This window comes from Gemmobacter sp. (genome assembly GCF_046292685.1).
Taxonomy (GTDB): Bacteria; Pseudomonadota; Alphaproteobacteria; order Rhodobacterales; family Rhodobacteraceae; genus Wagnerdoeblera.
Genome location: NZ_JBKBQM010000003.1, coordinates 77,377 through 102,136, shown reverse-complemented (window position 1 = coordinate 102,136; position 24,760 = coordinate 77,377). Strand labels below are relative to the sequence as shown.

General features: G+C 71.9%; 24 protein-coding genes. 12 read left to right on the top strand and 12 right to left on the bottom strand.

Annotated elements, in window-relative coordinates; translation table 11 throughout:
• Positions 1 to 167: 167 nt before the first annotated feature.
• Together ACK4S2_RS01755 and ACK4S2_RS01750 are read right to left on the bottom strand one after the other, a co-directional pair.
• Positions 168 to 596 carry a gamma-glutamylcyclotransferase gene (locus tag ACK4S2_RS01755; protein ID WP_409619705.1) on the bottom strand — a complete coding sequence of 143 codons (429 nt, stop codon included), beginning with the start codon at positions 594 to 596 and terminating at the stop codon, positions 168 to 170.
• Entirely contained in the window at positions 593 to 1,018 is a 426-nt protein-coding gene (locus ACK4S2_RS01750; RefSeq protein WP_409619703.1) for an HIT family protein, read from the bottom strand. Before ACK4S2_RS01750 ends, ACK4S2_RS01755 begins: the two co-directional genes overlap by 4 nt.
• 228 nt (positions 1,019 to 1,246) lie before the next feature.
• On the opposite strand from ACK4S2_RS01750, the gene maiA reads away from it, so the two are divergent.
• Together maiA and ACK4S2_RS01740 are read left to right on the top strand one after the other, a co-directional pair.
• Positions 1,247 to 1,882, top strand: coding sequence for a maleylacetoacetate isomerase (gene maiA, locus ACK4S2_RS01745; RefSeq protein WP_409619701.1), 636 nt, complete (start codon positions 1,247 to 1,249; stop codon positions 1,880 to 1,882).
• A 4-nt stretch (positions 1,883 to 1,886) separates the two neighbouring features.
• Positions 1,887 to 3,062 carry an acetyl-CoA C-acyltransferase family protein gene (locus tag ACK4S2_RS01740; protein WP_409619699.1) on the top strand — a complete coding sequence of 392 codons (1,176 nt, stop codon included), beginning with the start codon at positions 1,887 to 1,889 and terminating at the stop codon, positions 3,060 to 3,062.
• A gap of 69 nt (positions 3,063 to 3,131) precedes the next feature.
• On the opposite strand, the gene ACK4S2_RS01735 is transcribed toward ACK4S2_RS01740, so the two are convergent.
• Positions 3,132 to 3,974 (bottom strand): helix-turn-helix domain-containing protein, encoded by an 843-nt coding sequence (locus ACK4S2_RS01735; RefSeq protein ID WP_409619697.1) that lies wholly within the window; start codon positions 3,972 to 3,974, stop codon positions 3,132 to 3,134.
• Positions 3,975 to 4,094: 120 nt separating this feature from the next.
• Here ACK4S2_RS01735 and ACK4S2_RS01730 point away from each other — a divergent pair, with 120 nt between their 5' ends.
• From ACK4S2_RS01730 to ACK4S2_RS01700, 7 genes are all read left to right on the top strand, one after another.
• The gene (locus tag ACK4S2_RS01730; protein ID WP_409619695.1) at positions 4,095 to 5,018 is read left to right on the top strand and encodes a fatty acid desaturase; all 924 of its coding nucleotides are present in this window, start codon (positions 4,095 to 4,097) and stop codon (positions 5,016 to 5,018) included.
• Positions 5,019 to 5,140: 122 nt separating this feature from the next.
• A complete protein-coding gene (locus ACK4S2_RS01725) occupies positions 5,141 to 6,727 on the top strand; it encodes a gamma-glutamyltransferase family protein (RefSeq protein WP_409619693.1) in 1,587 nt (528 codons plus the stop codon).
• Between the two features lie 101 nt (positions 6,728 to 6,828).
• The gene (locus ACK4S2_RS01720; protein ID WP_409619691.1) at positions 6,829 to 8,262 is read left to right on the top strand and encodes an FAD-linked oxidase C-terminal domain-containing protein; all 1,434 of its coding nucleotides are present in this window, start codon (positions 6,829 to 6,831) and stop codon (positions 8,260 to 8,262) included.
• 77 nt (positions 8,263 to 8,339) lie between these two features.
• Positions 8,340 to 9,407, top strand: a complete 1,068-nt coding sequence (locus ACK4S2_RS01715) for an FAD-binding protein (protein ID WP_409619689.1) — start codon at positions 8,340 to 8,342, stop codon at positions 9,405 to 9,407.
• Entirely contained in the window at positions 9,404 to 9,706 is a 303-nt protein-coding gene (locus ACK4S2_RS01710; protein ID WP_409619687.1) for a hypothetical protein, read from the top strand. Before ACK4S2_RS01715 ends, ACK4S2_RS01710 begins: the two co-directional genes overlap by 4 nt.
• Before the next feature lies 1 nt (position 9,707).
• Positions 9,708 to 11,000 carry a glycolate oxidase subunit GlcF gene (glcF, locus tag ACK4S2_RS01705; RefSeq protein WP_409619685.1) on the top strand — a complete coding sequence of 431 codons (1,293 nt, stop codon included), beginning with the start codon at positions 9,708 to 9,710 and terminating at the stop codon, positions 10,998 to 11,000.
• 67 nt (positions 11,001 to 11,067) lie between these two features.
• Positions 11,068 to 11,865 carry a trypsin-like serine peptidase gene (locus ACK4S2_RS01700; RefSeq protein ID WP_409619683.1) on the top strand — a complete coding sequence of 266 codons (798 nt, stop codon included), beginning with the start codon at positions 11,068 to 11,070 and terminating at the stop codon, positions 11,863 to 11,865.
• A 5-nt stretch (positions 11,866 to 11,870) separates the two neighbouring features.
• Here the strand turns inward: ACK4S2_RS01700 and ACK4S2_RS01695 are convergent, their stop codons facing one another.
• From ACK4S2_RS01695 to phhA, 4 genes are all read right to left on the bottom strand, one after another.
• Complete coding sequence (locus ACK4S2_RS01695; RefSeq protein WP_409619682.1) at positions 11,871 to 12,248, bottom strand: hypothetical protein; 378 nt, start codon at positions 12,246 to 12,248, stop codon at positions 11,871 to 11,873.
• A gap of 11 nt (positions 12,249 to 12,259) precedes the next feature.
• Positions 12,260 to 13,033 carry a DUF6478 family protein gene (locus tag ACK4S2_RS01690; protein ID WP_409619680.1) on the bottom strand — a complete coding sequence of 258 codons (774 nt, stop codon included), beginning with the start codon at positions 13,031 to 13,033 and terminating at the stop codon, positions 12,260 to 12,262.
• Positions 13,034 to 13,125: 92 nt separating this feature from the next.
• Positions 13,126 to 13,932 (bottom strand): hypothetical protein, encoded by an 807-nt coding sequence (locus tag ACK4S2_RS01685; protein WP_409619678.1) that lies wholly within the window; start codon positions 13,930 to 13,932, stop codon positions 13,126 to 13,128.
• Between the two features lie 79 nt (positions 13,933 to 14,011).
• Positions 14,012 to 14,797: a phenylalanine 4-monooxygenase gene (phhA, locus tag ACK4S2_RS01680; RefSeq protein ID WP_409619676.1), complete on the bottom strand. Its 786-nt coding sequence runs from the start codon at positions 14,795 to 14,797 to the stop codon at positions 14,012 to 14,014.
• Positions 14,798 to 14,927: 130 nt separating this feature from the next.
• On the opposite strand from phhA, the gene ACK4S2_RS01675 reads away from it, so the two are divergent.
• A complete protein-coding gene (locus ACK4S2_RS01675) occupies positions 14,928 to 15,407 on the top strand; it encodes an Lrp/AsnC family transcriptional regulator (protein ID WP_409619674.1) in 480 nt (159 codons plus the stop codon).
• Between the two features lie 28 nt (positions 15,408 to 15,435).
• Here the strand turns inward: ACK4S2_RS01675 and ACK4S2_RS01670 are convergent, their stop codons facing one another.
• Positions 15,436 to 16,173: a hypothetical protein gene (locus tag ACK4S2_RS01670; protein WP_409619672.1), complete on the bottom strand. Its 738-nt coding sequence runs from the start codon at positions 16,171 to 16,173 to the stop codon at positions 15,436 to 15,438.
• 158 nt (positions 16,174 to 16,331) lie between these two features.
• On the opposite strand from ACK4S2_RS01670, the gene ACK4S2_RS01665 reads away from it, so the two are divergent.
• Positions 16,332 to 17,198 (top strand): peptidoglycan DD-metalloendopeptidase family protein, encoded by an 867-nt coding sequence (locus ACK4S2_RS01665; RefSeq protein ID WP_409619670.1) that lies wholly within the window; start codon positions 16,332 to 16,334, stop codon positions 17,196 to 17,198.
• A gap of 91 nt (positions 17,199 to 17,289) precedes the next feature.
• On the opposite strand, the gene ACK4S2_RS01660 is transcribed toward ACK4S2_RS01665, so the two are convergent.
• Genes ACK4S2_RS01660 through ACK4S2_RS01645 form a run of 4 tightly spaced genes read right to left on the bottom strand, consistent with a single transcriptional unit; the run spans position 17,290 to position 23,994 of the window.
• Entirely contained in the window at positions 17,290 to 19,365 is a 2,076-nt protein-coding gene (locus tag ACK4S2_RS01660; protein ID WP_409619668.1) for a hypothetical protein, read from the bottom strand.
• Positions 19,362 to 22,121, bottom strand: a complete 2,760-nt coding sequence (locus tag ACK4S2_RS01655; protein ID WP_409619666.1) for a DUF4159 domain-containing protein — start codon at positions 22,119 to 22,121, stop codon at positions 19,362 to 19,364. The genes ACK4S2_RS01660 and ACK4S2_RS01655 overlap by 4 nt, the downstream gene beginning before the upstream one ends.
• Complete coding sequence (locus tag ACK4S2_RS01650; protein WP_409619664.1) at positions 22,121 to 22,996, bottom strand: DUF58 domain-containing protein; 876 nt, start codon at positions 22,994 to 22,996, stop codon at positions 22,121 to 22,123. The genes ACK4S2_RS01655 and ACK4S2_RS01650 overlap by 1 nt, the downstream gene beginning before the upstream one ends.
• Positions 22,993 to 23,994: an AAA family ATPase gene (locus tag ACK4S2_RS01645; RefSeq protein ID WP_409619662.1), complete on the bottom strand. Its 1,002-nt coding sequence runs from the start codon at positions 23,992 to 23,994 to the stop codon at positions 22,993 to 22,995. The genes ACK4S2_RS01650 and ACK4S2_RS01645 overlap by 4 nt, the downstream gene beginning before the upstream one ends.
• A 72-nt stretch (positions 23,995 to 24,066) precedes the next feature.
• Here ACK4S2_RS01645 and ACK4S2_RS01640 point away from each other — a divergent pair, with 72 nt between their 5' ends.
• Positions 24,067 to 24,657: a DUF1285 domain-containing protein gene (locus ACK4S2_RS01640; protein WP_409619660.1), complete on the top strand. Its 591-nt coding sequence runs from the start codon at positions 24,067 to 24,069 to the stop codon at positions 24,655 to 24,657.
• Positions 24,658 to 24,760 lie beyond the last annotated feature (103 nt).

The following is a 24,760-nucleotide window of genomic DNA, read 5'->3' as shown; positions in this document are numbered from 1 at the left end:
GCCCGCGGCCGCCCCCGCCGCCCCCCCCCGCGGCGCGGGGCCCCCCCCCCCCCCCCGGGCCGGCCCCTGGCCGGTGGCCTTTCGGGCCACCGGCGGGACGGCTGACGGGGCGCCGCTTGGCCGAGGCGATGGCCTCGGCCATTGTTGCCGGTGCTGAAAGCCACCGTTCACCCCGCCTGCGGTTCCACCCGGTCCCACATCGCCGCACCTGTCGCCGGGTCGATCACGATCCGGTCCTGCCGGTCGGAAGGGGCATCGGGGGCGACCAGCACATACATCCACGCCGCCCCCCCGCCGGCCAGCGCCACCATCTGCCGCCGGTAGCGCAGGCCGTTCTGTTCCAGCCGGTCGAGGCGGGCGAGGCCTTCGGCATCCACCTCCCAGACCTCGCCCAGGATGCGGTGCGTGCCGCCGGCGCGCACGCCCGGGGTCTGGCGGCCGGGGCTGGAGGCGGAGTTGAACTGTGCCATGGTCCAGGCGGCATCGGCCGTCAGCGCGGGGGCCTGCACCAGCCGCGCGCCGGCCATCAGCGCGGCGTTGCGCCCGCCCGACATCAGCGTGCCATAGACCAGCACGCGCGCGGCCCCGCCGCTCATGCCAGGGCCTTGCGCAGCCGCTCGGCGATGGCGGACATTTCGGCGGGGGCCAGTTGCGGCGGCAGGCTGTAGCTGTCGAGGCCATTGGCCAGATAGGCGGCCGAGCTGATATCGTGCAGGTGGTGCATCGGCACCAGATGCGCGTGGGCATGGGGCACGTGGATACCGGTAAAGACCATGGCCACGCGCTCGACCCCTTCGGTGGCTTTCAGCGCCCGGGCGAGGCGCTGCGACACCGCCATGACGCGGGCGGCCAGCGGTTCGGGCATGTCCTCGAACCAGACATGATGGTCGCGGGGGATCACCAGCACATGCCCGGGCCGGATCGGGTGCAGGTCGAGAAAGGCCAGCACCTCGGCATCCTCATGGATGCGGTGCGCGGGCAGTTCGCCGGCGGCGATGCGGCAGAACAGGCAGGACATGGCAGGCTCTCCGTCTGGGGCTGGGCCGCCCGAAGGTGGACCGGCGCGGCGGCAGGCTCAAGCCCCCGCAGGCCGGCGCGCGGGCCTTGCCCCGCGCGGGCTTTGGCCCTTGACGCCTCGGCGGCGGATGCGATGATCGGGGTCGCGCCGCGGGTGCGAATGTCGGCGCCGCGCTGCGGCAAGGTGGCGCCGGCCCCCCGGGGGGGGGCGGACCGGGGAGGGGGGCGAATGGCGGCGGTGCTTTACGACTACTGGCGCTCCAGCGCGAGCTACCGGGTGCGGATCGGGCTGAACCTCGCCTGCATCCCCTGGGAAAGCCGCGCCGTGAACCTGCTGACGGCCGAACATCGCGGCCCCGAGAACCTGGCGCGCAACCCGCAAGGCCTGGTGCCGACGCTGGAGATCGACGGTTTGCGGCTGACCCAGTCGCTGGCGATTCTGGAATACCTGGACGAAACCCGCGGGTTGGGCCTGCTGCCGGCCGATGCGGTGGGGCGCGCGCGGGTGCGGGCGCTGGCCCATGCCGTGGCGATGGAGATTCACCCCGTGTGCAACCTGTCGGTGGCCCGGCACGCGGTGTCGGCCTCGGGCGGCGCGATCACGATGGAAGGCTGGATGCACCAGTTCATCGCCCCCGGCCTTGCCGCGCTGGAGCGGATGCTGGACCACCCCGCCACCGGCCGCTTTTGCCACGGCGACCGGGTAAGCCTTGCGGACCTGTGCCTGGTGCCGCAGATGTACAATGCCGCGCGCTGGGGCGTGGAGACCGCCGCCTTGCCGCGCCTGACCGCCATCACCGCCGCGCTGCATGACCTGCCGGCCGTGCAGGCCGCCCATCCCGACCGTTTCCAACCGAAAGGCTGAAGCCATGTCCGACATCGTCATCCTCTCTGGCGTCCGCACCGCCATCGGCACCTTCGGGGGCGCGTTGTCTGCCGTGCCGCCGACCGAAACCGCCACCGTGGTGGCCCGCGCCGCGCTGGAGCGCGCCGGGGTGGAGCCCGGGCAGATCGGCCATGTGGTGTTCGGCCACATCATCAACACCGAGCCGCGCGACATGTATCTGTCCCGCGTCGCGGCGATTCAGGCCGGCGTGCCCGAGGCGGTGCCGGCGATGAACGTGAACCGGCTGTGCGGGTCGGGGGTGCAGGCCATCGTGTCGGCCGCGCAGGCGCTGATGCTGGGCGATGCCGATTTCGCCCTGGCCGGCGGGGCCGAGGCCATGAGCCGCGCGCCCTATGCGCTGCCCGCCGCGCGCTTCGGGCAGAAGATGGGCGACACCAGGGCCATCGACATGCTGACCGGCACGCTGAGCTGCCCCTTCGGCACCGGGCACATGGGCGTGACGGCGGAAAACGTGGCCGAAGACCACCAGATCGGCCGCGCCGAACAGGATGCCTTTGCGCTGGAAAGCCAGCGCCGCGCCGCGGTGGCGATTGCCGATGGGCGGTTCGCCAGCCAGATCGTGCCGGTCGAGGTGAAAACCCGCAAGGGGGTCGAGGCCTTTGTCCAGGACGAACACCCCAAGGCCACCAGCCTCGAGGCGCTCGCCGGGCTGAAGGCGGTGTTCCGCAAGGACGGCACGGTCACCGCGGGCAATGCCAGCGGCATCAACGACGGCGCCTCGGCGCTGGTGCTGGCGCGGGCCGAGGCGGCGGCGCGCGCCGGGCTGACACCGCGGGCGCGGGTGCTGGGCTATGCCCATGCCGGGGTGGCGCCGCGGGTCATGGGCATCGGGCCGATTCCGGCGGTGCAGGCGCTGCTGGCGCGCACCGGGCTGACGGTGGGCGATTTCGACGTGATCGAATCGAACGAGGCCTTTGCGGCGCAGGCGCTGGCGGTGAACAAGGCGCTGGGGCTGGACCCGGCCCGGGTCAACCCCAACGGCGGGGCCATCGCGCTGGGGCATCCGGTGGGGGCGACCGGCGCCATCATCACCGTCAAGGCGCTGCACGAGCTGGAGCGCACCGGCGGCCGCCGCGCGCTGATCACCATGTGCATCGGCGGCGGTCAGGGCATTGCCCTGGCGATCGAGCGGATCTGACCGGCGCGCAGGGCAGCGGGCCGGGCGGCGGGCGGGGGCAGGCGCCCGGCCCGGCCCCCGCCCCGACCGTCAGGCGGACAGCGCGCGCAGATGCGCCGGCAGGTCGCGCGCGGTGACGCTGGCCTCGCGCACCAGGGTATCGAAATGCCGTGTCAGCGTCGCCACCCGCGCCGGGTCGCGGAACGCCAGGTAGTGCCCGCCCACATACAGCACCGCCTGCAACGGCCCGAACACCGTGAGCGGCGCCGAAAACAGCCGCCGTGCATCGAACAGGCAGATGCGCAGCGCGGGATACAGCGCCTCGCCCAGGTCGATCAGCCGGGCGATCTGGCCGCGGCGGGTGGCATCGGGCAGGTCGCGGTAATAGCCTTCGGCGCGCACCATCGCGGCCAGTTCGTGCAGCGGCACGGCGATTTCGTAATCCGACCCCGACCCGCGCATCCAGGCCAGCCGGTCCTGCGAGGCGCCGATGGCCTGCTCCACCGTGCGGCCCAGATGCGGCGCATATTCCCAGCGCAGCATCTCGGGCGTCTTGAGCATGTCGGGCAGCGTCGCCGGCACGTGGCGGATCTTGTAGCCGGCCGCCTCGCGGTGCCAGGCAAAGATCGTCTCGTCGATCAGCGCGCGGGGGGCGGCGGTCATGGTCAGCGCCCCGGCCAGCAGTTCGGGCCCGCGTTCGGGCCGGTCGGCCAGGCCCAGCAGCCAGTCGGCCGAAACATCGAGCGCCGCGGCGCATTCGGCCACCACCTGGGCGTTGGGCAGGCGCTTGGTCCCCGGTGCCAGCAGCTGCGAGATGGTCGAACGGTCCACCCCGACGGCGCGGGCCAGGGCGGCCTGCGACAAGGCGCGGTCGGCCAGCGCCCGGGCCAGCCGGTCGCGGAACAGGGCGGCGCGGTCGCGCTTGTCCTGCATGGTCAACACCTGTTGCATATGGTCAACACTCGTGCCTTTTTGCAGCGCATTCCTGCCCTGCGCAAGGCCGGGCAGGCGCGCTATCACCACCACCGCGAACGACGAACGAAGGAGCCTGCGATGACCTCTGCCCCCGATCTGCGCGCCGCGGCCTTGCCGCGGGTGGAATGGGCGACGCTGGGGCTGATCGCGGCGACCTATGCGGTCTGGGGCCTGGGCACCACGGTTCTGGCCGGGCTGTGGCTGCCGCTGGGCATCGTGGCGACGGGCATCGCCATTGCGCAGTTTTCCAGCCTGCAGCACGAGGTGCTGCATGGCCACCCGTTCCGCAACCGCCTGGCCAACGAGGCGCTGGTGTTTCCGGCGCTGGCGCTGTGCGTGCCCTATGGCCGCTTCCGCGACACCCATTTGCAGCACCACCACGACCCGGCGCTGACCGACCCCTACGACGACCCGGAATCGAATTACCTGGACCCGGCGGTCTGGGCGCGGCTGCCGCGCTGGTGGCAGGCGGTGCTGAATGCCAACAACACCCTGCTGGGGCGCATCGTGCTGGGGCCGATCGTCGGCAATGCAATGTGGATGGCGTCGGAGTGGCGGCTGATCCGCGCCCGGGCGCCGGGGGTGTTGCGCGACTGGGGGCTGAACGCGCTGGGGCTGGTGCCGGTGCTGGCCTGGCTGGCCTGGGCGGGGTTTCCGGCCTGGGCCTATCTGCTGGCGGCCTGGATCGGGCACGGGTTGCTGAAGATCCGCACCTATCTGGAGCACCGCGCGCACGACCAGTTCCGCGCCCGCTCCGTGGTGGTCGAGGACCGGGGGCCGCTGGCGCTGCTGTTCCTGAACAACAACTATCACGTGGTGCATCACATGCACCCGAACGTGCCGTGGTACCGTTTGCCGCAGCTGTATGCCCAGAACCGCGACCATTACCTGCGCCGCAACGAAGGCTACCGCTATTCCAGCTATGCCGAGGTGTTCCGCCGGTATCTGATGCGCCGCAAGGACCCGGTGCCGCACCCGGTCTGGCCGGTGCGCAAGGGTTAGGGGCGCTGCCCCTCTGGGCCCGTGCCGGGCCCATTCACCCCGGGATATTTGGGTCAAGGTGAAGGGGGGCTTGCGTGTGCGCGGGCCGCCGTTAGCTTGGCGCCGCAACAGGGGAGGACAGATTGCGCGATTTCCAGAAGCCGGGCCGGTCGGCGGTGTTTGCCGTGAACGGGATGTGTGCCACCTCGCACCCGCTGGCGGCGCGGGTGGCCATTGACGTGCTGCGCGAGGGCGGCAATGCCGCGGATGCGGCGATTGCGGCCGGGGTGCTGCTGGGGCTGTGCGAGCCGCAGATGACCGGGCTGGGGGGCGACTGCTTTGTGCTGCTCAAGCCCGCCGGGGAGGAGCGCGTGGTGGCGCTGAACGGGTCGGGCCGGGCGCCGGCGGCGCTGTCGGCCGAGGCGATGCGGGCGCGCGGGCTGGCGGCGGTGCCGGTCCATGGGGTGGAAGCGGTGACGCTGCCGGGGGCGGTGGATGCGTTCTGCCGGCTGAATGCCGACTGGGGGCGCATGGGGCTGGACCGGCTGCTGGCGCCGGCGATTGCGGCGGCCGAGGAGGGGGTGCCGGTGGCCCCGCGGGTGGCGAAGGACTGGGCCGAGGCGGCGCATCTGCAAGGGGCCGGGGCGCGGCATTTCCGGCCCTGGGGCCGCGCGCCGCGGGTGGGCGAGCTGTTTCGCGCCCCCGGGCAGGCCGAGGTGCTGCGGCGCATCGCGGCCCGGGGCCGGGCGGGGTTCTATGAAGGCGAGGTGGCGCAGGACATGGTCGACAGCCTGCGGGCGCTGGGCGGGTGCCACACGGCCGAGGATTTCGCCGCGGTGGCCTGCGATTACACCGAGCCGGTGGCCGGGCCCTATCGCGGGTCGGAGCTGGTCGAGCATCCGCCGAACGGTCAGGGGGCGACGGCGATTCTGCTGCTGAACATCCTGTCGCAGTTCGACCTGGGCGCCATGGACCCCTGGGGCGCGGACCGCGCGCATCTGGAGGCCGAGGCCACGCGGCTGGCCTATGACGCGCGCAACCGCTTTCTGGCCGACCCCGACCACACCACCCGGCTGGCGCATATGCTGGCGCCCGAGACGGCGGCGCGGCTGGCGGGGCTGATCGACCCGAAGCGGGCGATGGCGGCGGCCGCACCGCTGACCGAGGCGGTGCACCGCGACACGATCTATCTGACCGTGGTGGACCGCGACCGGATGGCGGTGTCGCTGATCTATTCGGTGTTCCACGGCTTCGGTTCGGGCCTCGCGTCGGAGCGGTTCGGAATCGGGTTCCAGAACCGCGGCGCGGGCTTCGTGCTGACGCCCGGCCACCCGAACGAGGCGGCGGGCGGCAAGCGGCCGATGCACACCATCATCCCGGGCCTGTTGCGCCAGGGCGGGCGGCTGGTGATGCCCTTCGGCGTGATGGGCGGCGCCTATCAGCCGGCCGGACACGCGCGGCTGGTCAGCAACCTGCTGGATTTCGGGCTGGACCCGCAGACCGCCATCGACGCGCCGCGCTGCTTTGCCGGGCTGTTTTCCGGCATCGACGGGCTGGCGCTGGAAACCGGATATGCGCCGGGCGTGGCGGCGGACCTGGCCGCGCGCGGGCATGCGGTGCGCTGGTCGGACGAGGCGCTGGGCGGGGCGCAGGCGATCTGGCTGCACGATTCGGGGGTGCTGGAAGGCGCCAGCGACCCGCGCAAGGATGGCTGCGCGCTGGGATACTGACCGGGCGGGGCTGCGGGCACCGGGGCGGCCAAGATTTTGCTTGCCCTATCGCGTAAATTGGTTACTTTGTCTTACCAATTCACGCAACAGGATCGTGCATCATGGACATGCCGCTACCGAACCCGGCGATTCTGGCCCGCAAGGCGCGCATCCTGGCGCGGTTGCGCGCGGTGCTGCCCGAGGATGCGGTGATCGCCGACGAAGCCGAGCTGCGCGCCTATGAATGCGATGCGCTGAGCGCCTATCGCTGCCCGCCGCTGGCGGCCGTGCTGCCGCGCACGACCGAGGAGGTCGCGGCCGCCTTGCGGGTGTGCCATGACGAAGGCGTGCCGGTGGTGCCGCGCGGGTCGGGCACGAGCCTGGCCGGGGGCGCCATGCCGACGGCGGATGCGGTGATCCTGGGGGTGGCGCGCATGAACGGCGTGCTGGAGGTGGATTACCCCAACCGCTGCATCAAGGTGCAGGCGGGGCGCACCAACCTGAGCGTGACGGGCGCGGTGGAGGCGGACGGGTTCTTTTATGCCCCCGATCCGTCCAGCCAGCTGGCCTGCGCGATTGCCGGGAACATCGCCATGAACTCGGGCGGGGCGCATTGCCTGAAATACGGGGTGACGACCAACAACCTGCTGGGGGTCACGCTGGTGCAGATGGACGGCACGGTGCTGGAGATCGGCGGGCCGTTCATGGATGCGGGCGGGCTGGACCTGCTGGGGGTGATCTGCGGGTCCGAGGGGCAGCTGGGCGTGGTGACCGAAGCCTGGCTGCGCATCCTGCCGAAGCCCGAAGGGGCGCGCCCCGTTCTGATGGGGTTCGACAGCAACGAGGTGGCGGGGGCCTGCGTGTCGGACATCATCAAGGCCGGCATCCTGCCGGTGGCGATCGAGTTCATGGACCGGCCCTGCATCGAGGCCACCGAAGCCTTTGCCAAGGCGGGCTATCCGATGTGCGAGGCGCTGTTGATCGTGGAGGTGGAGGGCAGCCCGGCCGAGATCGACGCGCAGCTGGGGCTGATTGCCCGGATCGCCCGGCGCCACAACCCGGTGGAGCTGCGCGAGGCGCAATCCGAGGATGAGGCGCGGCGCATCTGGCTGGGGCGCAAGTCGGCCTTCGGCGCGATGGGGCAGATCAACGATTACATGTGCCTCGACGGCACGATCCCGGTATCGTCGCTGCCTTACGTGCTGCGCCGGATCGGCGAGATGAGCAAGGATTTCGGGCTGGACGTGGCAAATGTGTTCCATGCCGGAGATGGCAACATGCACCCCTTGATCCTGTTCGATGCCAACAAGCCCGGCGATCTGGAGAAATGCGAGGCCTTCGGGGCCGAGATCCTGAAGCTGTGCGTGGAGGTGGGCGGTTGCCTGACCGGCGAGCATGGCGTGGGGATCGAGAAGCGCGACCTGATGGGGGTGCAATATGCGCCCGAGGATCTGGACGCGCAGATGCGGGTGAAGGATGTGTTCGACCCGAAGTGGTTGCTGAACCCGGCCAAGGTGTTTCCGCTGGCCGCCAGTGCCGGGCGGCGCGCGGCCTGAGCGTGCGGGCCAAAGGGGGCTGTCTGCCCCCTTTGGAAACCCCCGAGGATATTTGAGGACAGAAAATGGGGATGGGGATGCGGCCGGGGACGGAGGCGGAGCTGGCCGAGGCGGTGCGCGACGCGCGCGGTCCGGTGGTGGTGCGCGGCGGGGGGACGCGGGCGCTGGGGGCCTGCGCGGGCGATGTGCTGGAAACCGGCGGGTTGCGCGGCATCGTGCTTCATGAACCGGGCGCGCTGACGCTGGTGGCGAAAGCAGGCACGCCGGTGGCCGAGGTGGAGGCGGCGCTGGCGGCCGAAGGGCAGCGGCTGGCCTTCGAGGTGCCGGATATGCGGCGCCTGCTGGGGCGGGCGGGGCAAAGCACCATCGGCGGGGTAGTGGCGGCGAACGCGAGCGGCCCGCGCCGGGTGCAGGTCGGGGCGGCGCGCGATTTCGTGCTGGGGGTGCGGTTCGTCGATGGCGAAGGGCGGATCGTCAAGAACGGCGGGCGGGTGATGAAGAATGTCACCGGCTACGATCTGGCCAAACTGTTGTCGGGCAGCCACGGCACGCTGGGGGTGTTGACCGAGGTGGGGTTGAAGGTGCTGCCCGCCCCGGCGGCGGCGGCGACGCTGGTGCTGGAGGGGCTGGACGACGCGGCGGCGGTGGCGGCGATGGCCCGCGCGCTGGGGTCGCCTTACGAGGTGAGCGGCGCGGCGCATTGGCCGGGGCGCGGCACCTATCTGCGCCTCGAAGGGCTGGCGGCGCAGGTGGACCATCGCGCGCGCGCCTTGCAGGCGATGCTGGGCGGGCGGGTCGAGGCGGAAGGCCCCTGGGCCGACATCCGCGATGTCGCGCCTTTTGCCGGGGTGCAGGGCGATGTGTGGCGGCTGTCGCTGCGGGCCACCGATGCGCCGGGGCTGGTGGCGCGGGCGGGCGCGCTGGGGTGCCTTTACGACTGGGGCGGGGGCCTGGTGTGGTTGCTGGTGGCGCCGGGGACCGACCTGCGGGCGCGGCTGGGCGATTTCGCGGGCCATGCGACGCTGGTGCGGGGCACGGGGGCGCCGGTGTTCCAGCCCGAGCCGGCGCCGGTGGCGGCGCTGGCGGCGGGCCTGCGGGCGCGGTTCGACCCGCGGGGGCTGTTCAACGCCGGGCTGATGGCATGAGCGGGCTCGTGGTTCTGGGCCTGCCCTTTGCCGTGTTCGTCTCGCTGGCGCTGTTGCCGCAGGGGCGGCAGGCGGTGATGGGCATGGCGGTGGCGGCGGTGCTGGCGGCGCTGTTCCGGGCTGCAACCGGGGATGGCGCGCTGGCGCTGCTGGCGGGGGCGGGAATCGCGTTGGCGCTGGTGGCGCAAGGGGTGCGGGCGCTGATGGGCGACCGGCTGAGCCGCTTTGCCTATCTGGCGATGCTGCCGTTTCTTTACATCGTCGCGCTGCTGATCGTGCAGCGGTTCGTCGGAGCCTGAGATGCAGACCTTCTTCACCCCCGAGCAGTTGCGCGACCCAGGGACGCAGCGCGCCGACGAGATCCTGCGCACCTGCGTACATTGCGGGTTCTGCACCGCGACCTGCCCGACCTATCAGGTGCTGGGCGACGAGCTCGATTCCCCCCGGGGCCGCATCTACCTCATCAAGCAGATGCTGGAGGAAGGGCGCCCGGCGGATGCGCAGACGGTCAAGCACATCGACCGCTGCCTGTCGTGCCTGGCCTGCATGACGACCTGCCCCAGCGGCGTGCATTACATGCACCTGGTCGATCATGCGCGCGACCATATCGAGCGCACCTACAAGCGCCCGTTCATGGACCGGGTGTTGCGCGCGGTGCTGGCGCGGATCATCCCTTATCCCACCCGGTTCCGGCTGGCGCTGGGGCTGGCGAAGCTGGGGCGGCCCTTTGCGGCGCTGCTGCCGGATGCGCGGTTGCGCGCGATGCTGGCGATGGCGCCGAAGACGATCCCTCCGGTCAGCCGCAACGACGACCCGCAGGTGTTCGCGCCGCAAGGGCCGCGGCGGATGCGGGTGGCGCTGATGACGGGTTGCGCGCAGAAGGCGCTGAACACCGACATCAACGATGCCACCATCCGGCTGTTGCGCCGTCTGGGGGTGGAGGTGGTGGTGGCCAAGGGCGCGGGCTGCTGCGGGGCCTTGACGCATCACATGGGCAAGGCCGACCTGAGCCATGCCAGCGCCGCCGCCAACATCCGCGCCTGGATGGCGGAAAAGGCGGAAGGTGGCCTCGACCACATCGTCATCAACACAAGCGGGTGCGGCACGACGGTGAAGGATTACGGCCACATGTTCCGCACCGATCCGGCGCTGGCGCAGGATGCGGCCACGGTGGCGGGGATGGCGCTGGATATCTCGGAACTGCTGGTCAAGCTGGGCCTGCCGCAAAGCGAGGCGAAGGGGCTGCGGGTGGCCTATCATGCCGCCTGTTCGTTGCAGCACGGCCAGCAGGTGAAATCGGCGCCCAAGGATTTGCTGAAACGCGCCGGCTTCGAGGTGGTGGAACCGGCCGACAGCCACCTGTGCTGCGGCAGCGCGGGCACCTACAACCTGCTGCAACCCGAGATTTCCGGCCAGCTGAAGGCGCGCAAGGTGGCGACGCTGGAGGCGAAGAAGCCCGACATCATCGCCGCGGGCAACATCGGCTGCATGATGCAGATCGGGTCGGGCACCCAGGTGCCCATCGTGCATACGGTGGAGCTGCTGGACTGGGCCACGGGCGGGCCCAGGCCGCGTGCGCTGGCGGGCGACTAGCGGGCGCGCGGGCGCCTTGATTCGGCCATATCCTTCTGCCACCACTGGGGGCAAGACGGAGGTTCCGATGCGCGCCTTGACCCTTTCGCTGCTTGCCGGGCTGGCGTTGGCCACCCCCGCCGCCGCCGACGCGCTGCGCCGGCTGGATACCGGCACCGACAGCAAGGGGTGGGAGGCGGTGGGGCGCCTGAACCTGGATGGCAAGGGCTTTTGCACCGGGGCGCTGATCGCGCCCGATCTGGTGCTGACGGCCGCCCATTGCCTGCACGACCGCAAGACCGGCGCGCGCATCGACCCGGCGCGGATCGAGTTCCTGGCCGGATGGCGCAACGGCCGCGCCGCCGCCTATCGCAGCGTGCGCAAGGCCGCGACGCATCCGGGCTATGTGTTCCGGGGCGACGACGGCAGCGGCGATGTGCGGCACGACCTGGCCTTGCTGCGGCTGGATCAGCCGATCCGCCTGCCTTCGATCACGCCTTACGAAACCGGGGCACAACCGGCGCAAGGCGCGCGGGTCGGCGTGGTTTCCTATGCCCGCGACCGTTCCGAGGCGGCGTCGCTGCAAGAGGTGTGCCATGTGCTGCGCCACCAGCCGGGCATGATGGTGCTGTCCTGCGATGTCGATTTCGGCTCGTCCGGGGCGCCGGTGTTCAGCATGGACGGCGGGGTGCCGCGCGTGGTGTCGGTGGTGGCGGCCAAGGCCGAGATGACCGGGCAGAAGGTGGCGTTGGGAACCGACCTGAACGCCGACCTTGCCGCCTTGCGCGCCGCGCTGGACCAGCCGGCGCCGACGGGGCGCAGCCTGCCGCAGATCGGCGCCAGCGAAGGCGGCGCCAAGTTCGTGAGGGGCCGGCCGGCGCCCTGAGCCGGCTACATCGTTTCCAGGCAATGCCGGCGGAAGGCGCGCTTGAGCATGTCGAGCTCGGCGCGCAGCAGGTCCACCTCGGCGCGCAGGTCGTCGGCGTTGTCGGCGCCGGTGACGATGGTGAAATGCCCCAGCGTGGCCCCGCTGCCCGACTGGCGGATGACAAAGGTCTGCACGCCTTCGGACAGCAGCTGCACCGGAATCGGCACGCGCAAGGCCCAGTGCCCCGGCTTTTCGGGCACCGAGGCCAGGGTGGCGCCTTCGACCCGGCGGTCGAGGTGCATGACCTCGACCTCGGGGGCGGGGCCGCCCGGTTCGCCGCGCAACAGCCCCTGCCAGACGCCGGCGCGGATGCGGGTTTCGGTCAGCACGACATCGGCCATGACGGGGCCCCCTAGATTTCGGCGCGCGGGCGGCGCGACAGGGTGATGTCGCGCAGCACGATCTGGTTCAGTTCGGGCCCTTCGAAGATCAGGTCGATCCAGGCCTTTTCCACCCGCTTTTCGTTGAGACGGGTGTAGAACAGGTCGAACTCCACCATCACCTCGGGCTCGTTCAGCGGCAGTTCGCGCACGACCTGTTCCACGTTCGGCCCGTGCTTGATGTTCAGCCGGGCAAAGATTTCCAGCGGCTTTTCCATTTCGACGATGGCTTCCAGCCGCACCAGATGCCGGGTGCGCAGGCCGTTGACGGCATCGGCAGGCAGGTCGAGCACGATCGACAGGAAGCTGCCGTCGAAATGGAACACATCCATCCGCAGGCCGAAGGGGGCCAGATCCTGTTCGCGGGTGTTGCGGATCTGGCGGGTGGTGATTTCGCTGACCCGGCAATCGTGAAACAGGGTGGCCCCGTCGCACAGCTGGGTGCGGCTTTCGACCCCGGCAAAGCCGCGCTGCGGCACCGGCCCGCGCCACAGGTCGGGGCGCCAGGCCCAATCGGTGCCGGGCAGGCGGCGAATGGGGTTGGGGCCGATCACCGGCAGCGCAAGCCGGCCTTCGGCCACGTGCAGCACCCGGTCGATCTGGCGGCGGTGCTGCCGCGCCAGGTTCCGCAGGTCGTGCAGTTGCTCCAGGTCCAGCCCTTCGGCCGCCCCTGCCGCCCGCCGCCAGCGCCGCAGCGCCCGCCGCAGCACCAGCCGGTCAAGAAACCCATCCAGACTGCCCGCCATGCACCTTTACCCGTCGGCCCCGTTTGCACCCTGATCGAGGCATATTGCAAAACTACTACTAGACTGTTCACGCAGCGGAAACAGCAAATCGGTCATCCCGGCGGCTTCAGCCCGGCTTCGGCGGTGGCTGCGCGCAAGGCCGCCACGAAGTCGCGCAAGAGGTCCAGCCCCTGATCGCGGGTCAGCGTGCTGCCGGGCGGCGACAGCACCGAAACCGTCACCGTCCGCCCCCCCGCCATCAGCAGGCCGCGCCAGTAATCGGGCTGCACCGCACCCCAGGCAAAGGGCGCGGCATCGGTCAGGTGCAGGTAGAAGGCGCCATCGGCGGCCAGAGCCTCGAGCACCGAAACGGTGTCGGCCTTGCCTGCCCGGCTGAGCGCGGCCCGCCCCGCGGCCGAGCGGAAATAGGCCGCAAGGTCGGCCGCCGCCGCCTCGACCGGCAGGCCGCGGCCGGGCGCGGCCACCGCGGCGGTCAGCACCGCCGGGTGGGCCGGGCGCGGGGAAAACGGCCCGGCGCCCAGAACGCGGCAATCCGACAGCACGGTCAGCGCCGCGCGCCCGTCGCGGCGGTCGCGGCTGGCCACACGGTCGATGCAATAGCCGCGCGGCCCGGCGATGACCACCGCCCCCTGCGCCACCGCCATGCGCCGGGGCGGCGGTCCGTCCAGCCCGGTCTGGAACAGCGGTTGCGCCGGCGCGGCGGCGGCGGTCGTGGCGGGGTCGGTCGGGGTGGCGGCGGCGGTTCCGGCCGGGGGCGGGGCATCGGGCGGGCTTGCCGGGTCTGTGGGCGCGCGGCAGGCGGCCAGCGCCGCCATCAGGGCCAACACCAGCAGCCCACGCCCTGCCGCCATGACGCAGCGCATGGCGGTCTTTGCCGATGTCTGCCGTGGGTGCTGCATGCGCCTGCCCTTCGCTGCCTTTGCGCAGAAGGAGTAGGGGCGCCGCGGCCGATGGGCAAGCCCCCCGAGGCGCCGCAGCTCAGGCCGGCACGGCCTTGGGCGCATAACGCGGGCTGTGCAGCCCGAGGCTGCGCGCGGTTGCGATATCGGCCAGCAGGTCGCGCCGGGTGGCATCGAACAGCGCGTCGAGATCGTCGATGACAAAGTAGACCGGCTGCGGAATGTCGATGCGATAGGGCATGCGCAGGATGTCCACCACGTCGAAGGGGCGCAGTTCCGCCTGCCCCGACGTGGCCCATTCCAGTTCCGCGACCGAGGAGGCCAGCCCCGACCCCAGCGCCTTCAGCGCGCCCGCTTCGTGCGTCAGCCCGAATTCGATGGTGAACCAGTAAAGCCGGATCAGCCAGGCATGGTCGGCCCGCGCCGCACGCGCCCCGGTGGCGCCGATCGCCTGGCTGAAGGCGGCAAAGCGCGGGTCCGCCAGCAGCGGGGCATGGCCGAAGATCTCGTGAAAGATGTCCGGCTCCTCGATGTAGTCGAAATGCTCGCGCCGGCGGATGAAGCTGGCGGCGGGAAAGGTGCGTTCGGCCAGCATGGCAAAGAAACGCTGGAACGGGATCAGCGCCGGCACCGGCGCCACCTGCCAGCCGGTTGCGGCGCGCAGGCGATCGGACACCTCGGCGCATTGCGGCACGCGGGTTTCCGGCAGGTTCAGCGCCGCCAGCCCATCCAGCCAGGGCCGCGCCATGTGGCGGCGCACGTTGGGCAACTGGCGCGCCAGCAGATCGCGCCAGACGGCATCTTCGCTGGCGTCATAGGCGATGTGGCCGCGGGGATCAGGGGTGCGGGCGATGTAGGTCGTCATGGCGCGGGCTCCTGCCGGGGAACGGTCGGTTGCAGACAGGATCATTGTGCCAGATTTCACGGGTAAATCTTTCCGATCCGCGCAGGATATGCCAGATTGGTGGCAAATCCTGCCGATCATGGGGTGTTGTGTGACAATTCCTGCCTATCCATCCCTGGACGAGGCCGACCGCCGCATCCTGCGCCTCGTGCAGGCCGATGCCGGGCTGACCTTGCAGGAGCTGGCCGAGCGCGCGGGGCTATCCGCCTCGCCGTGCTGGCGGCGGCTCAAGCGGATGCAGGACGCCGGCGTGATCCGTGCCACCGTGGCGCTGGTCGCCCCGCGCGCGGTCGGGTTCGCCACGCGGGCGATGGTGCATGTTTCGCTGCTGGACCATACCGAGGCGACGATCGCCCGCTTCGATGCCTTCGTGCAGCGCAGCGCGCAGGTGCTGGACTGCGCCAGCATCACCGGCAGCGACGATTACGTGCTGACGGTGGTAGCGCGCGACCCCGAGGACCTGGAGCGGTTCCTGATGCGCGAGCTGCTGGCGCTGGGGGTGGTGCGGTCCTCGACCACGCATTTCGTGCTGCGCCAGACCAAGGCGACCACCGCCTTGCCGGTGGATTAGGGCGCACCGGCCCCGTCAGTCGGCCCTGTCACGGGCAGGGGCTGCGCAACGCCTGCGCCAGCGCGGGGCAACTGGCCGCCAGCGCGCCAAGGCCCGCGGCCAGCCCTTCGGCCGGCACCACGCGGGAACCGGGGAACCGGGCCAGCACCTCGGACCCAGACATCACCGGCACCTCGCCCCCCGGCAAGGCCAGCGCATAGCCCTGCCCGGGGCCGCGCGGGTTGACCGGCGCATCGACCAGCACCACCGCGCCCGCCGGTGCCAACCCCGCCACCCCCAGCGCGCAGGCGCTGGCGGCGGTTTCGGAATAGGCAGCCCCCGGCGACAGCGCAATGGTGCCCCCGGCGCTGCCGCTGTCGGTGATCCAGCCCAGGGCGGGGCCGCGGAACAACCCGTTGGTGGCGCGGATGGCCACGCCTTCGGGTGCGCAGGCCAGGCCGAACACCCCCTGTTCGGTCTGCGCGAACAGGCTGACGCCCAGCGCCTCGTGGCTGTTCAGGCCCCAGAGTGCGGTGGCGGCGGCCGGTGGTGCCGCCGCGGCCGGCGCCGTCTTGCGCGGCGGTGCGGCCTGGCGGCGCACCGCCTGCCCCTGGCAGCGCGTGGCGACGCAGGACCGATAGCGCGGGTCGCTGGCATCGCGGGCGCGGGCCATGCAATCCTGCCGGCAGATCTCCATGTCGCGGGCATCCATCTGGGCGCGGGCCGGGGCGGCCGGGGCCAGCAGCGGCGCAGCAAGGGCAAGGGCAAGGGCAATTCGGCGCAACATGGCAGGCTCCGGCAATGGACAGGGCAACAGGGGCATGGTGCCGCAAGCCGCCCCTGCTGCCAATCCCCCCGTGCAGGCGCGCGGTTGCGCCCCGATGCTTGCCCCGCGCGCGTTCCGGCGCCAAGGTGGGCACCGACCCGCAGTGCAAAGGTTTCCGCATGCCCCCCCTGCCCGACCAGCCCGATCTTTACGCCGCCTTGCGCGCCAGCGGCGCCGCCCCCGGCGACCTGCCCGCCCTGCTTGCCGCCAGCCCGCCTGGCGTGCGCGAAAGGCTGGCGCAGGTGGATCGGGGCCTGCTGCGCGCCGTGCTGCGCGCCGGGCGCGGCGAGCCGCCGGTGCCCGGCGCGGCGGCGGTCTGCGACTGGCTGGCACAGGCGCCGGTGGCGCCGCTGTTCCGCCCCGCCCTTGCGGCAGGCGCCTTGCGCGTGCTGCGCGCCGATGGCAGCGACCCGGCGATGCCCGCCTATTCCGACCGCGCCTTCGATGCCTGGTTCGCCGCCACCGGGGCGCGCCACGGCCTCGGGCCCTGGGGCGAGCCGCGCAGCGTCTATGCCACCGCGCAGTTCGCCGATGCCGCCAGCCCCGAACGGCGCACCGTGCACCTGGGCATCGACGTGTTCGCCCCGGCCGGCACGCCGCTGTTCGCGCCCTTGCCCGGCGTGGTGCGCCATGTGGCCTACAACGCCGATCCGCTGGACTATGGCCACACGCTGATCCTGGAACACGAAGCGGCCGGCGGCCAGCGGTTCTGGACGCTGTATGGCCACCTGGCCGGCAGCTTGCCGGGCCTGGCCGCCCCCGGGCAACGGGTCGAGGCCGGCCGGCACATCGCCGACCTGGGCGACTGGCACGAAAACGGCGGCTGGGCACCGCATGTGCATGTCCAGATCATGACCGACCTGCTGGACCAGCACGGCGGCAACTTCTTCGGCGTCGGGCATGCCAGCCTGTGGGACGTGTGGCAAGCGATCTGCCCCGACCCCGACCTCATCCTGCGCCTGCCACCGGGCACCTTTGCCTGCTAGGCCGGGACCGGGCAGCGGGGTCGGCCCCACGGCGGCGGTGCCGGCAACGGATCGGGAGCCGTCCGCCGGTGTCACGGCGGATCGGGCCCTGTCAGCCGGTCCGACGCGCAGGCAACCGCCCCTCGCGCAGCCAGGCGGCCAGCGCCAGCCCGGCCGCCAGCAGCAGGAAGACCCACGGGTCCAGCAAGGGCCGGATGCGGATATCCTGCGTCAGCGAGGCTTCGCGCGGGGTGATGCCCAGCCAGCCGCGCCCGGCGGCCACCCGGCCCTCGGCCACGCGGCGCAGTTCGGGCAGGCCGTCGGACAGGCGCACGGCGCCGCCGCCGGTGGCGCGCAGCACCTCGGCCATCGGGGCCTCGGAGGCGATGGTCTGTTCGAACTCGCGCGGGCTGGCAGGCCCCAGCGCCACCACCGCCTGCCGGTCGCCTTGCGCAAGGCGGTAAAGCCCGATCCCCGGCGCATCCCAGCGGCCCTGCCACAGGCCGGGGCGGGCTTCCGCCAGCGCCAGCGCGGTTTCGCGGCCATCGGGCGCGGTGATGGTGACCGGCCCCGGATCGCCGCCCAGGGTGCGCCGGGTCACGCTCAGCGTCAGGCCTTGCGCATCGGCGCCCAGGGTTTCTTCCTCCAGCTCGGGTTCCTTCATCGTCCAGTGCGCCAGCCGCCGCAGCAGCTCCAGCTGCGGGCCGCCGCCTTCGTAGCCGCGCCCCCAAAGCCAGATATGGTCGGAGGCCAACATCCCAACCCGGCCTTCGCCCACCCGGTCCAGCACCAGCAGGGGCAAGGCATCGATCCCCTCCATCACCACCTGGCCGCCGGTGGCCTGCATTTCCAGCTGGCGGAACCAGCGGCCCCAGCCGCCTTCGGGCGCCTGCGCATAAAGCCCCTGCGTCACCGGGTGCTTCGCGCCCAGCTCGGTCAGCGCCGGGCGGTAGCCTTGTTCCAGCACGCGGCTGGAAGGCTGCACGGGCAGGATTTCTGCCAGGGGCGAGCGCCACAGGCTGTCGGCGGTGCCGAATTCGGGGCCGGCGGCAATCAGCACCGCCCCGCCGCGGCGCACGTAATCGCGCACGTTTTCCAGATAGGACATCGGCAGGATGCCGCGGCGGCGGTAGCGATCGAAGATGATGAGGTCGAATTCCTCGATCTTGTCGACGAACAGTTCCCTGGTCGGAAAGGCGATCAGCGACAGTTCGGTCACCGGGACGCCATCCTGCTTTTCCGGCGGGCGCAGGATGGTGAAATGCACGAGGTCCACCGCGGCATCGGATTTCAGCAGGTTGCGCCAGACCCGTTCGCCGGCGTGCGGCTCGCCCGACACCAGCAGCACCCGCAGCCGGTCGCGCACGCCGTTGATGCGCAGCACGGCGGCGTTGTTCAGCGCCGTCAGCTCGCCCCCTTGCGCGGCCAGCGACAGTTGCAGCACGTTGATGCCGCCATGCGGCAGGTTGACCGGCAGTTCCAGATCCTGCCCGACGGGCACGGTAAAGGTCTGGGGGTCTTCGGCGTCGATCCGCACGGTCAGGTCGGCAAAGCCCGCCACCGCCGCCGGCACCGCGCCCTGATCCTCGATCCGCAGCACCACGGTCACCGGCTCGCCCATGATGGCAAAGGCGGGGGCGGTGCGCACCACAAGGCGGCGGTCCCAGTCCTGCGGCTGGCCGGTCAGCAGCACGTGCAAGGGCGCCGGCAAGGCCGGGGCCTGGGCGGCGTCGTGGACCTGGCCATCGGAGATCAGGAACACCCCGGCCAGCCGCGCACGCGGGATTTCGGCCAGCGCCTCGGCCAGCCGTGCCATCGCCAGGGTGCCGCCATCGCCGGTCGCATCGGGCACGCGCACCACCTGTGCCTCGGTCGCGGGCATGCGGGCAATGCGCGCCAGCAAGCCCTGCAAGGCGGTCTCCGTCTGGTCGGGCCGGGCGCCGATGCGCTGGCTGGCGCTGTCGTCCACCACCACCAGCACGATGTCGGACAAGGGGGCGCGGTCCTCGGTCTGCCAGCTGGGGTTGGCCAGCGCGCCCAGCACCGCCGCCGCGGCCAGCGCCCGCAACCATCCGCCCGACAGCCGGCCCCAGAACGCCACCGCCAGCAACACCGCCGCCAGCGCGCCCAAGGCGGCAATCACCGGCCAGGCCAGCAGCGGATCGAACACCACGATGCCGCCGGTCATTGCCCCAGCCTTTCCAGCAGCGCCGGCACATGCACCTGATCGGATTTGTAATTGCCGGTCAGCACATGCATGATGAGGTTGACGCCGAAGCGCCAGGCGATTTCGCGCTGCCGCTCGCCGGCAAAGCCGCGGCCCACGGGGAACATCGGCATGCCGCGATCATCCATCGCCCAGGCGCTGGCCCAGTCGTTGCCGCCGATCACCACCGGCGTCACGCCATCGTTGAGGTTGCGGAACGGCATGCCTTCGGCCTGTTCGGCATCGGGGGGCGCGGCCTCGACCCAGACGCTGCGGCCGGCATGGCGGCCCGGAAAATCCTGCAGCAGGTAAAAGGTGCGCGTCAGCACGTGGTCGGCCGGAATGGGCTCCAGCGGCGGAATGTCCAGCGGAGCCGCCAGCATCTGCAACCGCCGCCCTTCGGGCGTGGCCGCGCCGAAATCGCCGACATCCGCATCGCGCGTGTCGAACAGGATCATGCCGCCGGTGCGCAGATACTGGTTGAGCTTGCGGTAGGCCGCAGGCGAGGGCATCGGCTGTTCGGCGACGATCGGCCAGTAAAGGAACGGAAAGAACGCAAGCTCGTCGGTTTCGAGGTTCACCGCCATCGGCGCCGCCGGTTCGATCGTGGTGCGCGCGAACAGGATATCGCTCAGGCCGCGCAAGCCGGCTTCGGCCACGCGGTCGACCTGGGCGTTGCCGGTCAGCACATGGGCCAGCACCACGTCCGAGGTGGCGCGCAGCGCGAAGGCCTCGTCGGCGCGGGCGCCTTGCGGCACCGCCACCAGCGCAAGCCCCGCCACCGCGGCCGCCGTCATGCCCCGGCGCAAGCGCCCGGTCAGCGCCAGCGTGGCCAGGATATCGACCATCAGCGCCACCAGCGCCGCCGCCAGCAACGCGCCCTTCAGCGCCCGTTCCCGGTTTTCCGCCACACCTTCCACCCCGATCCGGTCGGGCCAGACCGCCGGCGCAAGCGCCCGGTCGGCCCCGATCACGTTCACCGCCAGCCGCCGGTCGCCCTCGGCATAAAGCCCGGGCGGCAGCGCGGCCGAGGTTCCCTGCGCCAGGGCCTGTGCCAGCGCGGCGCCTTCGACCGCCGCCATGCGCCCGCCGTCGCCCAGCCGGCCGAAGCCGTCCAGCAGCCGTTCGGCCTGCCACATCGTGCCTTGCAGGTCGCCCGCCGAAGGGCGCGCCGCGCGGGCCGATACGGCCAGCCGTTCCAGCATCTGCACGAACAGCCCCGACAAGGGCAGCGAGGACCATTCGGCATTGGCCGTCACGTGGAACAGCACCACCTGGCCTTCGCCCACCGCCTTGCGGGTCACCAGCGGGGTGCCGTCGGCCAGCGTGGCGATGGTGCGCGCGCCAAGTTCGGGGTCGGGCTGCGCCAGCACCTGCGCGGTCACCGTCACCTCGTCGGGCACGGCCAGGCCGAAGAACGGCGAGCCTTCGGCAAAGGGCGCAAGGGCGCGCGGCTCGCCCCAGCTCATCGCGCCGCCGACGGTGCGCCCGCCTTCGCGCAGGCGCACGGGCAGCAGGGGGTGATCCTCGGTGCGGCCAAGGTCGCTGGCCGCCAGGCGCGGCCCGGCAAAGCGCAACAGCAACCCGCCGCGCGCCAGCCATTCGGCCACGCCGTCCTCTTCGGAAACTGTCAGGCGCGCCACATCGGCCAGCACGATCACATCGGGGCTGGCCAGCAGCACATCCGTCAGGCTGCCGTCGATCAGATCGGCCACCGGGGCCAGCGCCTGGCGCAGGTAATGGGTGGGCGACAGCAGTTGCAGCCCCTCGCGGTCGTCGCGCCCCGCGATCAGCGCCACCTTGCGCCGGCGCAGCGAATCATCGGCCAGCGCCACGGCCCCCGCCCCGCGCGTGCCTTCCAGTTCGAACCGGGTCAGGCGGTTGCGCAGCTCGGGCGGCAGGTCGAAGGCGGCGATGGCCTCGGCCGCCCCCGGGGCCAGCGGCACGGTCTGGCGGGCCAGTTCGCGCTCGATCCCGGCGGGGTCGGGGCCGATGGCCAGCACCGTCGCCTCGCCGGTGCCGGCGGTCACCGCGCGGCGCACCGGCAGGCGGATTTCGCCTTCGGCAAAGGTCGGCGCGGCCAGGCCCAGCACCGGCCGGGCGGTTTCGAACACGGTCACGGTGCCCCGCGCCTCCAGCGCGGCCAGCATGGCCGGGCGCACCGCACGGTCGAGGCCATCCGACAGCCAGAGCGTATCGAAATTGCCCGACAGGCCCAGCACCCAGGCCAGCGCGGCATCGCCGGGTTCCCAGGCGGCGGGGGTCAGCGAAGGCAGGCGGCTGCGCAGGTCCGACGCGGCCTGAAAGGCCAGCCCGCCGGCGGGCGGGTCGGTCAGCAGCACCACGGCCACCGGGCGCCCCTGCCGGCCGGCATCGTCCACCGCGGCCGCGACACGCTCCATCCGGCGGGGCCAGTCGCGCGCATCGGCCCAGCCGCCATCCAGCAGCACCAGCACCGGCCCCGACCCCTCGGCCCGCTGCGCGGGGTTCAGCACCGGCCCGGCAAAGGCCAGGATCAGCGCCGCCAGCGCCGCCATGCGCAGCAAGAGCAACCACCAGGGCGTGCGGTCGGTTTCGGCCTCGTCATCCTTCAGGCCCAAAAGCAGCGCCACGCCCGGAAAGCGCCGCCGCACCGGCGCCGGCGGCACCGCGCGCAACAGCCACCACAGCAACGGCAGCACCGCCAGCGCCCAAAGCACCAGCGGCGCGGTGAACCCGATGGGCCCGATCACCCACATCAGCGCCGCCTTTCCAGCGCGCGATAGAGCCACAAGAGCGCCGAAGCCGCCCCCTGCCCGGTATGGTGCACCTGCAGATGCCAGCCCGCCGCCCGCGCCAGCGCCGCCAGCCGCGCCTTGCGTTCGGCCAGCCGGTCCAGATACCGTGCCCGCAACTCGCCGGCGCGCAGCGTCTCGTGGCGCAAGGTGCCCCCCATCGATTCGAAGATCGTGCGCCCGTCGAAGGGAAACTCCTCCTCGGCCGGGTCCAGCACCTGCACCAGCGCCCCCGCCACCCCGCGGTCGGCCGCCTGGGCCAGCGCCGCCTCGACCGGCGCCAGATCGCCGAGGAAGTCCGACAGGAACACCGCCCGGCCATGCGCCACCAGCCCCTCGGGCACCGGCGCGCCGTAATCTGCGGCGCCATCCTCGGCCAGCGCGGCGGCGATGCGGTCCAGCTGGGCGCGGCCCGACCGCGGCGGCACGGCATCGCCCGACAGGCCCACCCGTTCGCCCCCGCGCAGCAGCAGCACCGCGAGTGCCAGCGCCAGCAGGCGCGCCCGGTCCGATTTCGGCGGGCGCGCCCTCGCGCCGGAAAAGGCCATCGAGCGCGACGGGTCCACCCACAGCGTCACCGACTGCGCCGCCTGCCATTCGGTTTCGCGCACGAAAGGCACATCGCCGCGCGCCGAACGGCGCCAGTCGATGCGCCGCAGCGAATCGCCCGGGGCCGCCTGGCGGAACTGCCAGAACGCATCGCCGGTGCCCGACTGGCGCCGCCCGTGGTCGCCCAGAATGATCGTCGCCGCCAGATGCTGCGCCTCGGCCAGCAAGGGGGGCAGCGCATGGCCCAGCGCCTCGGCCCGGGCGCGCAGGGGCACGGCAGGCGTGGTCACGCCGCCGCCTCGGTGCGCAGCACGCGCGCCGCCACCCGGTCGATCAGCGCGCCCAGATCCTCACCGCGCTGGCGGGCGGCAAAGGTCAGCGCCATGCGGTGCACCAGCACCGGCCGCGCCATCGCCGCCACATCCTCGACCGAAGGCGCAAGTCGCCCGTCCAGCAGCGCCCGCGCCCGCACCGTCAGCATCAGCGCCTGCGCTGCCCGCGGCCCCGGCCCCCAGGACAGGCTTTCGCCCAGATCCTTCAGCCCGTCCGGCTCGCCCGGGCGGCAGGCCCGCACGAGGTCGAGGATATGTTCCACCACCGCATCACCCACCGGCATCCGCCGCAGCACGCCTTGCGCCTCCAGCAGCGACTGGGCGGTGAACACCTGTTCGGACTGGTCCTCCTCGGCGCCGGTGGTGGCGATCAGCACCGCGCGTTCGGTCGCCCGGTCGGGGTAAGGCACGTCGATCTGCACCAGAAAGCGGTCGAGCTGCGCCTCGGGCAAGGGATAGGTGCCTTCCTGCTCGATCGGGTTCTGGGTCGCCAGCACGTGAAACGGCTTGCCCAGCGGGCGGTGCACGCCGGCCACCGTCACCTCTTTTTCCTGCATCGCCTGCAACAGCGCCGACTGGGTGCGGGGGCTGGCGCGGTTGATCTCGTCGGCCATCAGCAGCTGGCAGAAGATCGGCCCTTCGATGAAGCGAAAGGCGCGGGTGCCGTCGGCGCCGGTTTCCAGCACCTCGGACCCGAGGATGTCGGCGGGCATCAGGTCGGGGGTGAACTGGATGCGGCTGCCCTTCAGCCCCATCACGGTGGACAGCGTATCGACCAGCCGGGTCTTGCCCAGGCCCGGCAACCCCACCAGCAAGGCATGCCCCCCGCACAGCATCGACGCCAGCACCAGATCGACCACGCCGGTCTGGCCGATGAAGCGGCGGTTGACCGAAGCCCTTGCCTGCCCAAGGGCTTCGCCCAAAGCCTCGATCCGGGCGACCAGCGGTTCGGCCATGACATTCCCCTTGCTTGCGCTATATCCTCACTGAACCAAACTAACGCGTCCGGCACAAATGGCAAAAGAGTGATGGGTGAAAAACCAGCGATCCCCACGGCCGATACCCTGGCCGCCGCGGCCAGCGCCGCCGGCCGCAAGGGCCCGCCGCCGGTGCACCTGTGGAATCCGCCGTTCTGCGGCGATCTCGACATCCGCATCGCGCGCGACGGCACGTGGTTCTACCTTGGAACCCCCATCGGGCGCGCGCCGCTGGTGCGGCTGTTCGCCGGCATCCTCAAGCTGGAGGACGGGCGCTATTACCTGGTGACGCCGGTGGAAAAGGTGGGCATCCGCGTGGACGACGCCCCCTTTGTCGCCGTGGATTTCCGGGTGCAAGGCGCCGGCACGCCCGCGCAGGCCATCACCTTCGTCACCAATGTCGAGGACGAGGTGACCGCCGGCCCCGACGCGCCCTTGCGCGTTGCCCGCGACCCGGCCACCGGCGAACCTTCGCCTTACGTGATGGTGCGCCGCGGGCTGGAGGCCCGGATCGACCGAAAAAGCTTCTACCGGCTGGTCGAGCTCGGGGAACACCGCCTTCACGCCGGGGAAAGCTGGTTCGGCCTGCGCTCGGGCGGGGTGTTCTTTCCCATGATCCCCTCGGCCGATCTGGAAGGCTGAGCCCCGGGCCCGCGCATGGCAGCCTTGCGCGCGGCGAACTGGACAGGCGCCGCCGCACCGATCAGGCAAGGGCCGATCCTTGGCCTTTCCGGTGGTGCTGGTG

Coding starts and splice junctions, on each gene's coding strand:
- ACK4S2_RS01755 (WP_409619705.1), bottom strand. CDS start 596: ATGAGCGGCGGGGCCGCGCGCGTGCTGGTCTATGGCACGCTGATGTCG.
- ACK4S2_RS01750 (WP_409619703.1), bottom strand. CDS start 1,018: ATGTCCTGCCTGTTCTGCCGCATCGCCGCCGGCGAACTGCCCGCGCAC.
- maiA (WP_409619701.1), top strand. CDS start 1,247: ATGGCGGCGGTGCTTTACGACTACTGGCGCTCCAGCGCGAGCTACCGG.
- ACK4S2_RS01740 (WP_409619699.1), top strand. CDS start 1,887: ATGTCCGACATCGTCATCCTCTCTGGCGTCCGCACCGCCATCGGCACC.
- ACK4S2_RS01735 (WP_409619697.1), bottom strand. CDS start 3,974: ATGCAGGACAAGCGCGACCGCGCCGCCCTGTTCCGCGACCGGCTGGCC.
- ACK4S2_RS01730 (WP_409619695.1), top strand. CDS start 4,095: ATGACCTCTGCCCCCGATCTGCGCGCCGCGGCCTTGCCGCGGGTGGAA.
- ACK4S2_RS01720 (WP_409619691.1), top strand. CDS start 6,829: ATGGACATGCCGCTACCGAACCCGGCGATTCTGGCCCGCAAGGCGCGC.
- ACK4S2_RS01715 (WP_409619689.1), top strand. CDS start 8,340: ATGCGGCCGGGGACGGAGGCGGAGCTGGCCGAGGCGGTGCGCGACGCG.
- ACK4S2_RS01710 (WP_409619687.1), top strand. CDS start 9,404: ATGAGCGGGCTCGTGGTTCTGGGCCTGCCCTTTGCCGTGTTCGTCTCG.
- glcF (WP_409619685.1), top strand. CDS start 9,708: ATGCAGACCTTCTTCACCCCCGAGCAGTTGCGCGACCCAGGGACGCAG.
- ACK4S2_RS01700 (WP_409619683.1), top strand. CDS start 11,068: ATGCGCGCCTTGACCCTTTCGCTGCTTGCCGGGCTGGCGTTGGCCACC.
- ACK4S2_RS01695 (WP_409619682.1), bottom strand. CDS start 12,248: ATGGCCGATGTCGTGCTGACCGAAACCCGCATCCGCGCCGGCGTCTGG.
- ACK4S2_RS01690 (WP_409619680.1), bottom strand. CDS start 13,033: ATGGCGGGCAGTCTGGATGGGTTTCTTGACCGGCTGGTGCTGCGGCGG.
- ACK4S2_RS01685 (WP_409619678.1), bottom strand. CDS start 13,932: ATGCAGCACCCACGGCAGACATCGGCAAAGACCGCCATGCGCTGCGTC.
- phhA (WP_409619676.1), bottom strand. CDS start 14,797: ATGACGACCTACATCGCCCGCACCCCTGATCCCCGCGGCCACATCGCC.
- ACK4S2_RS01670 (WP_409619672.1), bottom strand. CDS start 16,173: ATGTTGCGCCGAATTGCCCTTGCCCTTGCCCTTGCTGCGCCGCTGCTG.
- ACK4S2_RS01665 (WP_409619670.1), top strand. CDS start 16,332: ATGCCCCCCCTGCCCGACCAGCCCGATCTTTACGCCGCCTTGCGCGCC.
- ACK4S2_RS01660 (WP_409619668.1), bottom strand. CDS start 19,365: ATGACCGGCGGCATCGTGGTGTTCGATCCGCTGCTGGCCTGGCCGGTG.
- ACK4S2_RS01655 (WP_409619666.1), bottom strand. CDS start 22,121: ATGTGGGTGATCGGGCCCATCGGGTTCACCGCGCCGCTGGTGCTTTGG.
- ACK4S2_RS01645 (WP_409619662.1), bottom strand. CDS start 23,994: ATGGCCGAACCGCTGGTCGCCCGGATCGAGGCTTTGGGCGAAGCCCTT.
- ACK4S2_RS01640 (WP_409619660.1), top strand. CDS start 24,067: ATGGGTGAAAAACCAGCGATCCCCACGGCCGATACCCTGGCCGCCGCG.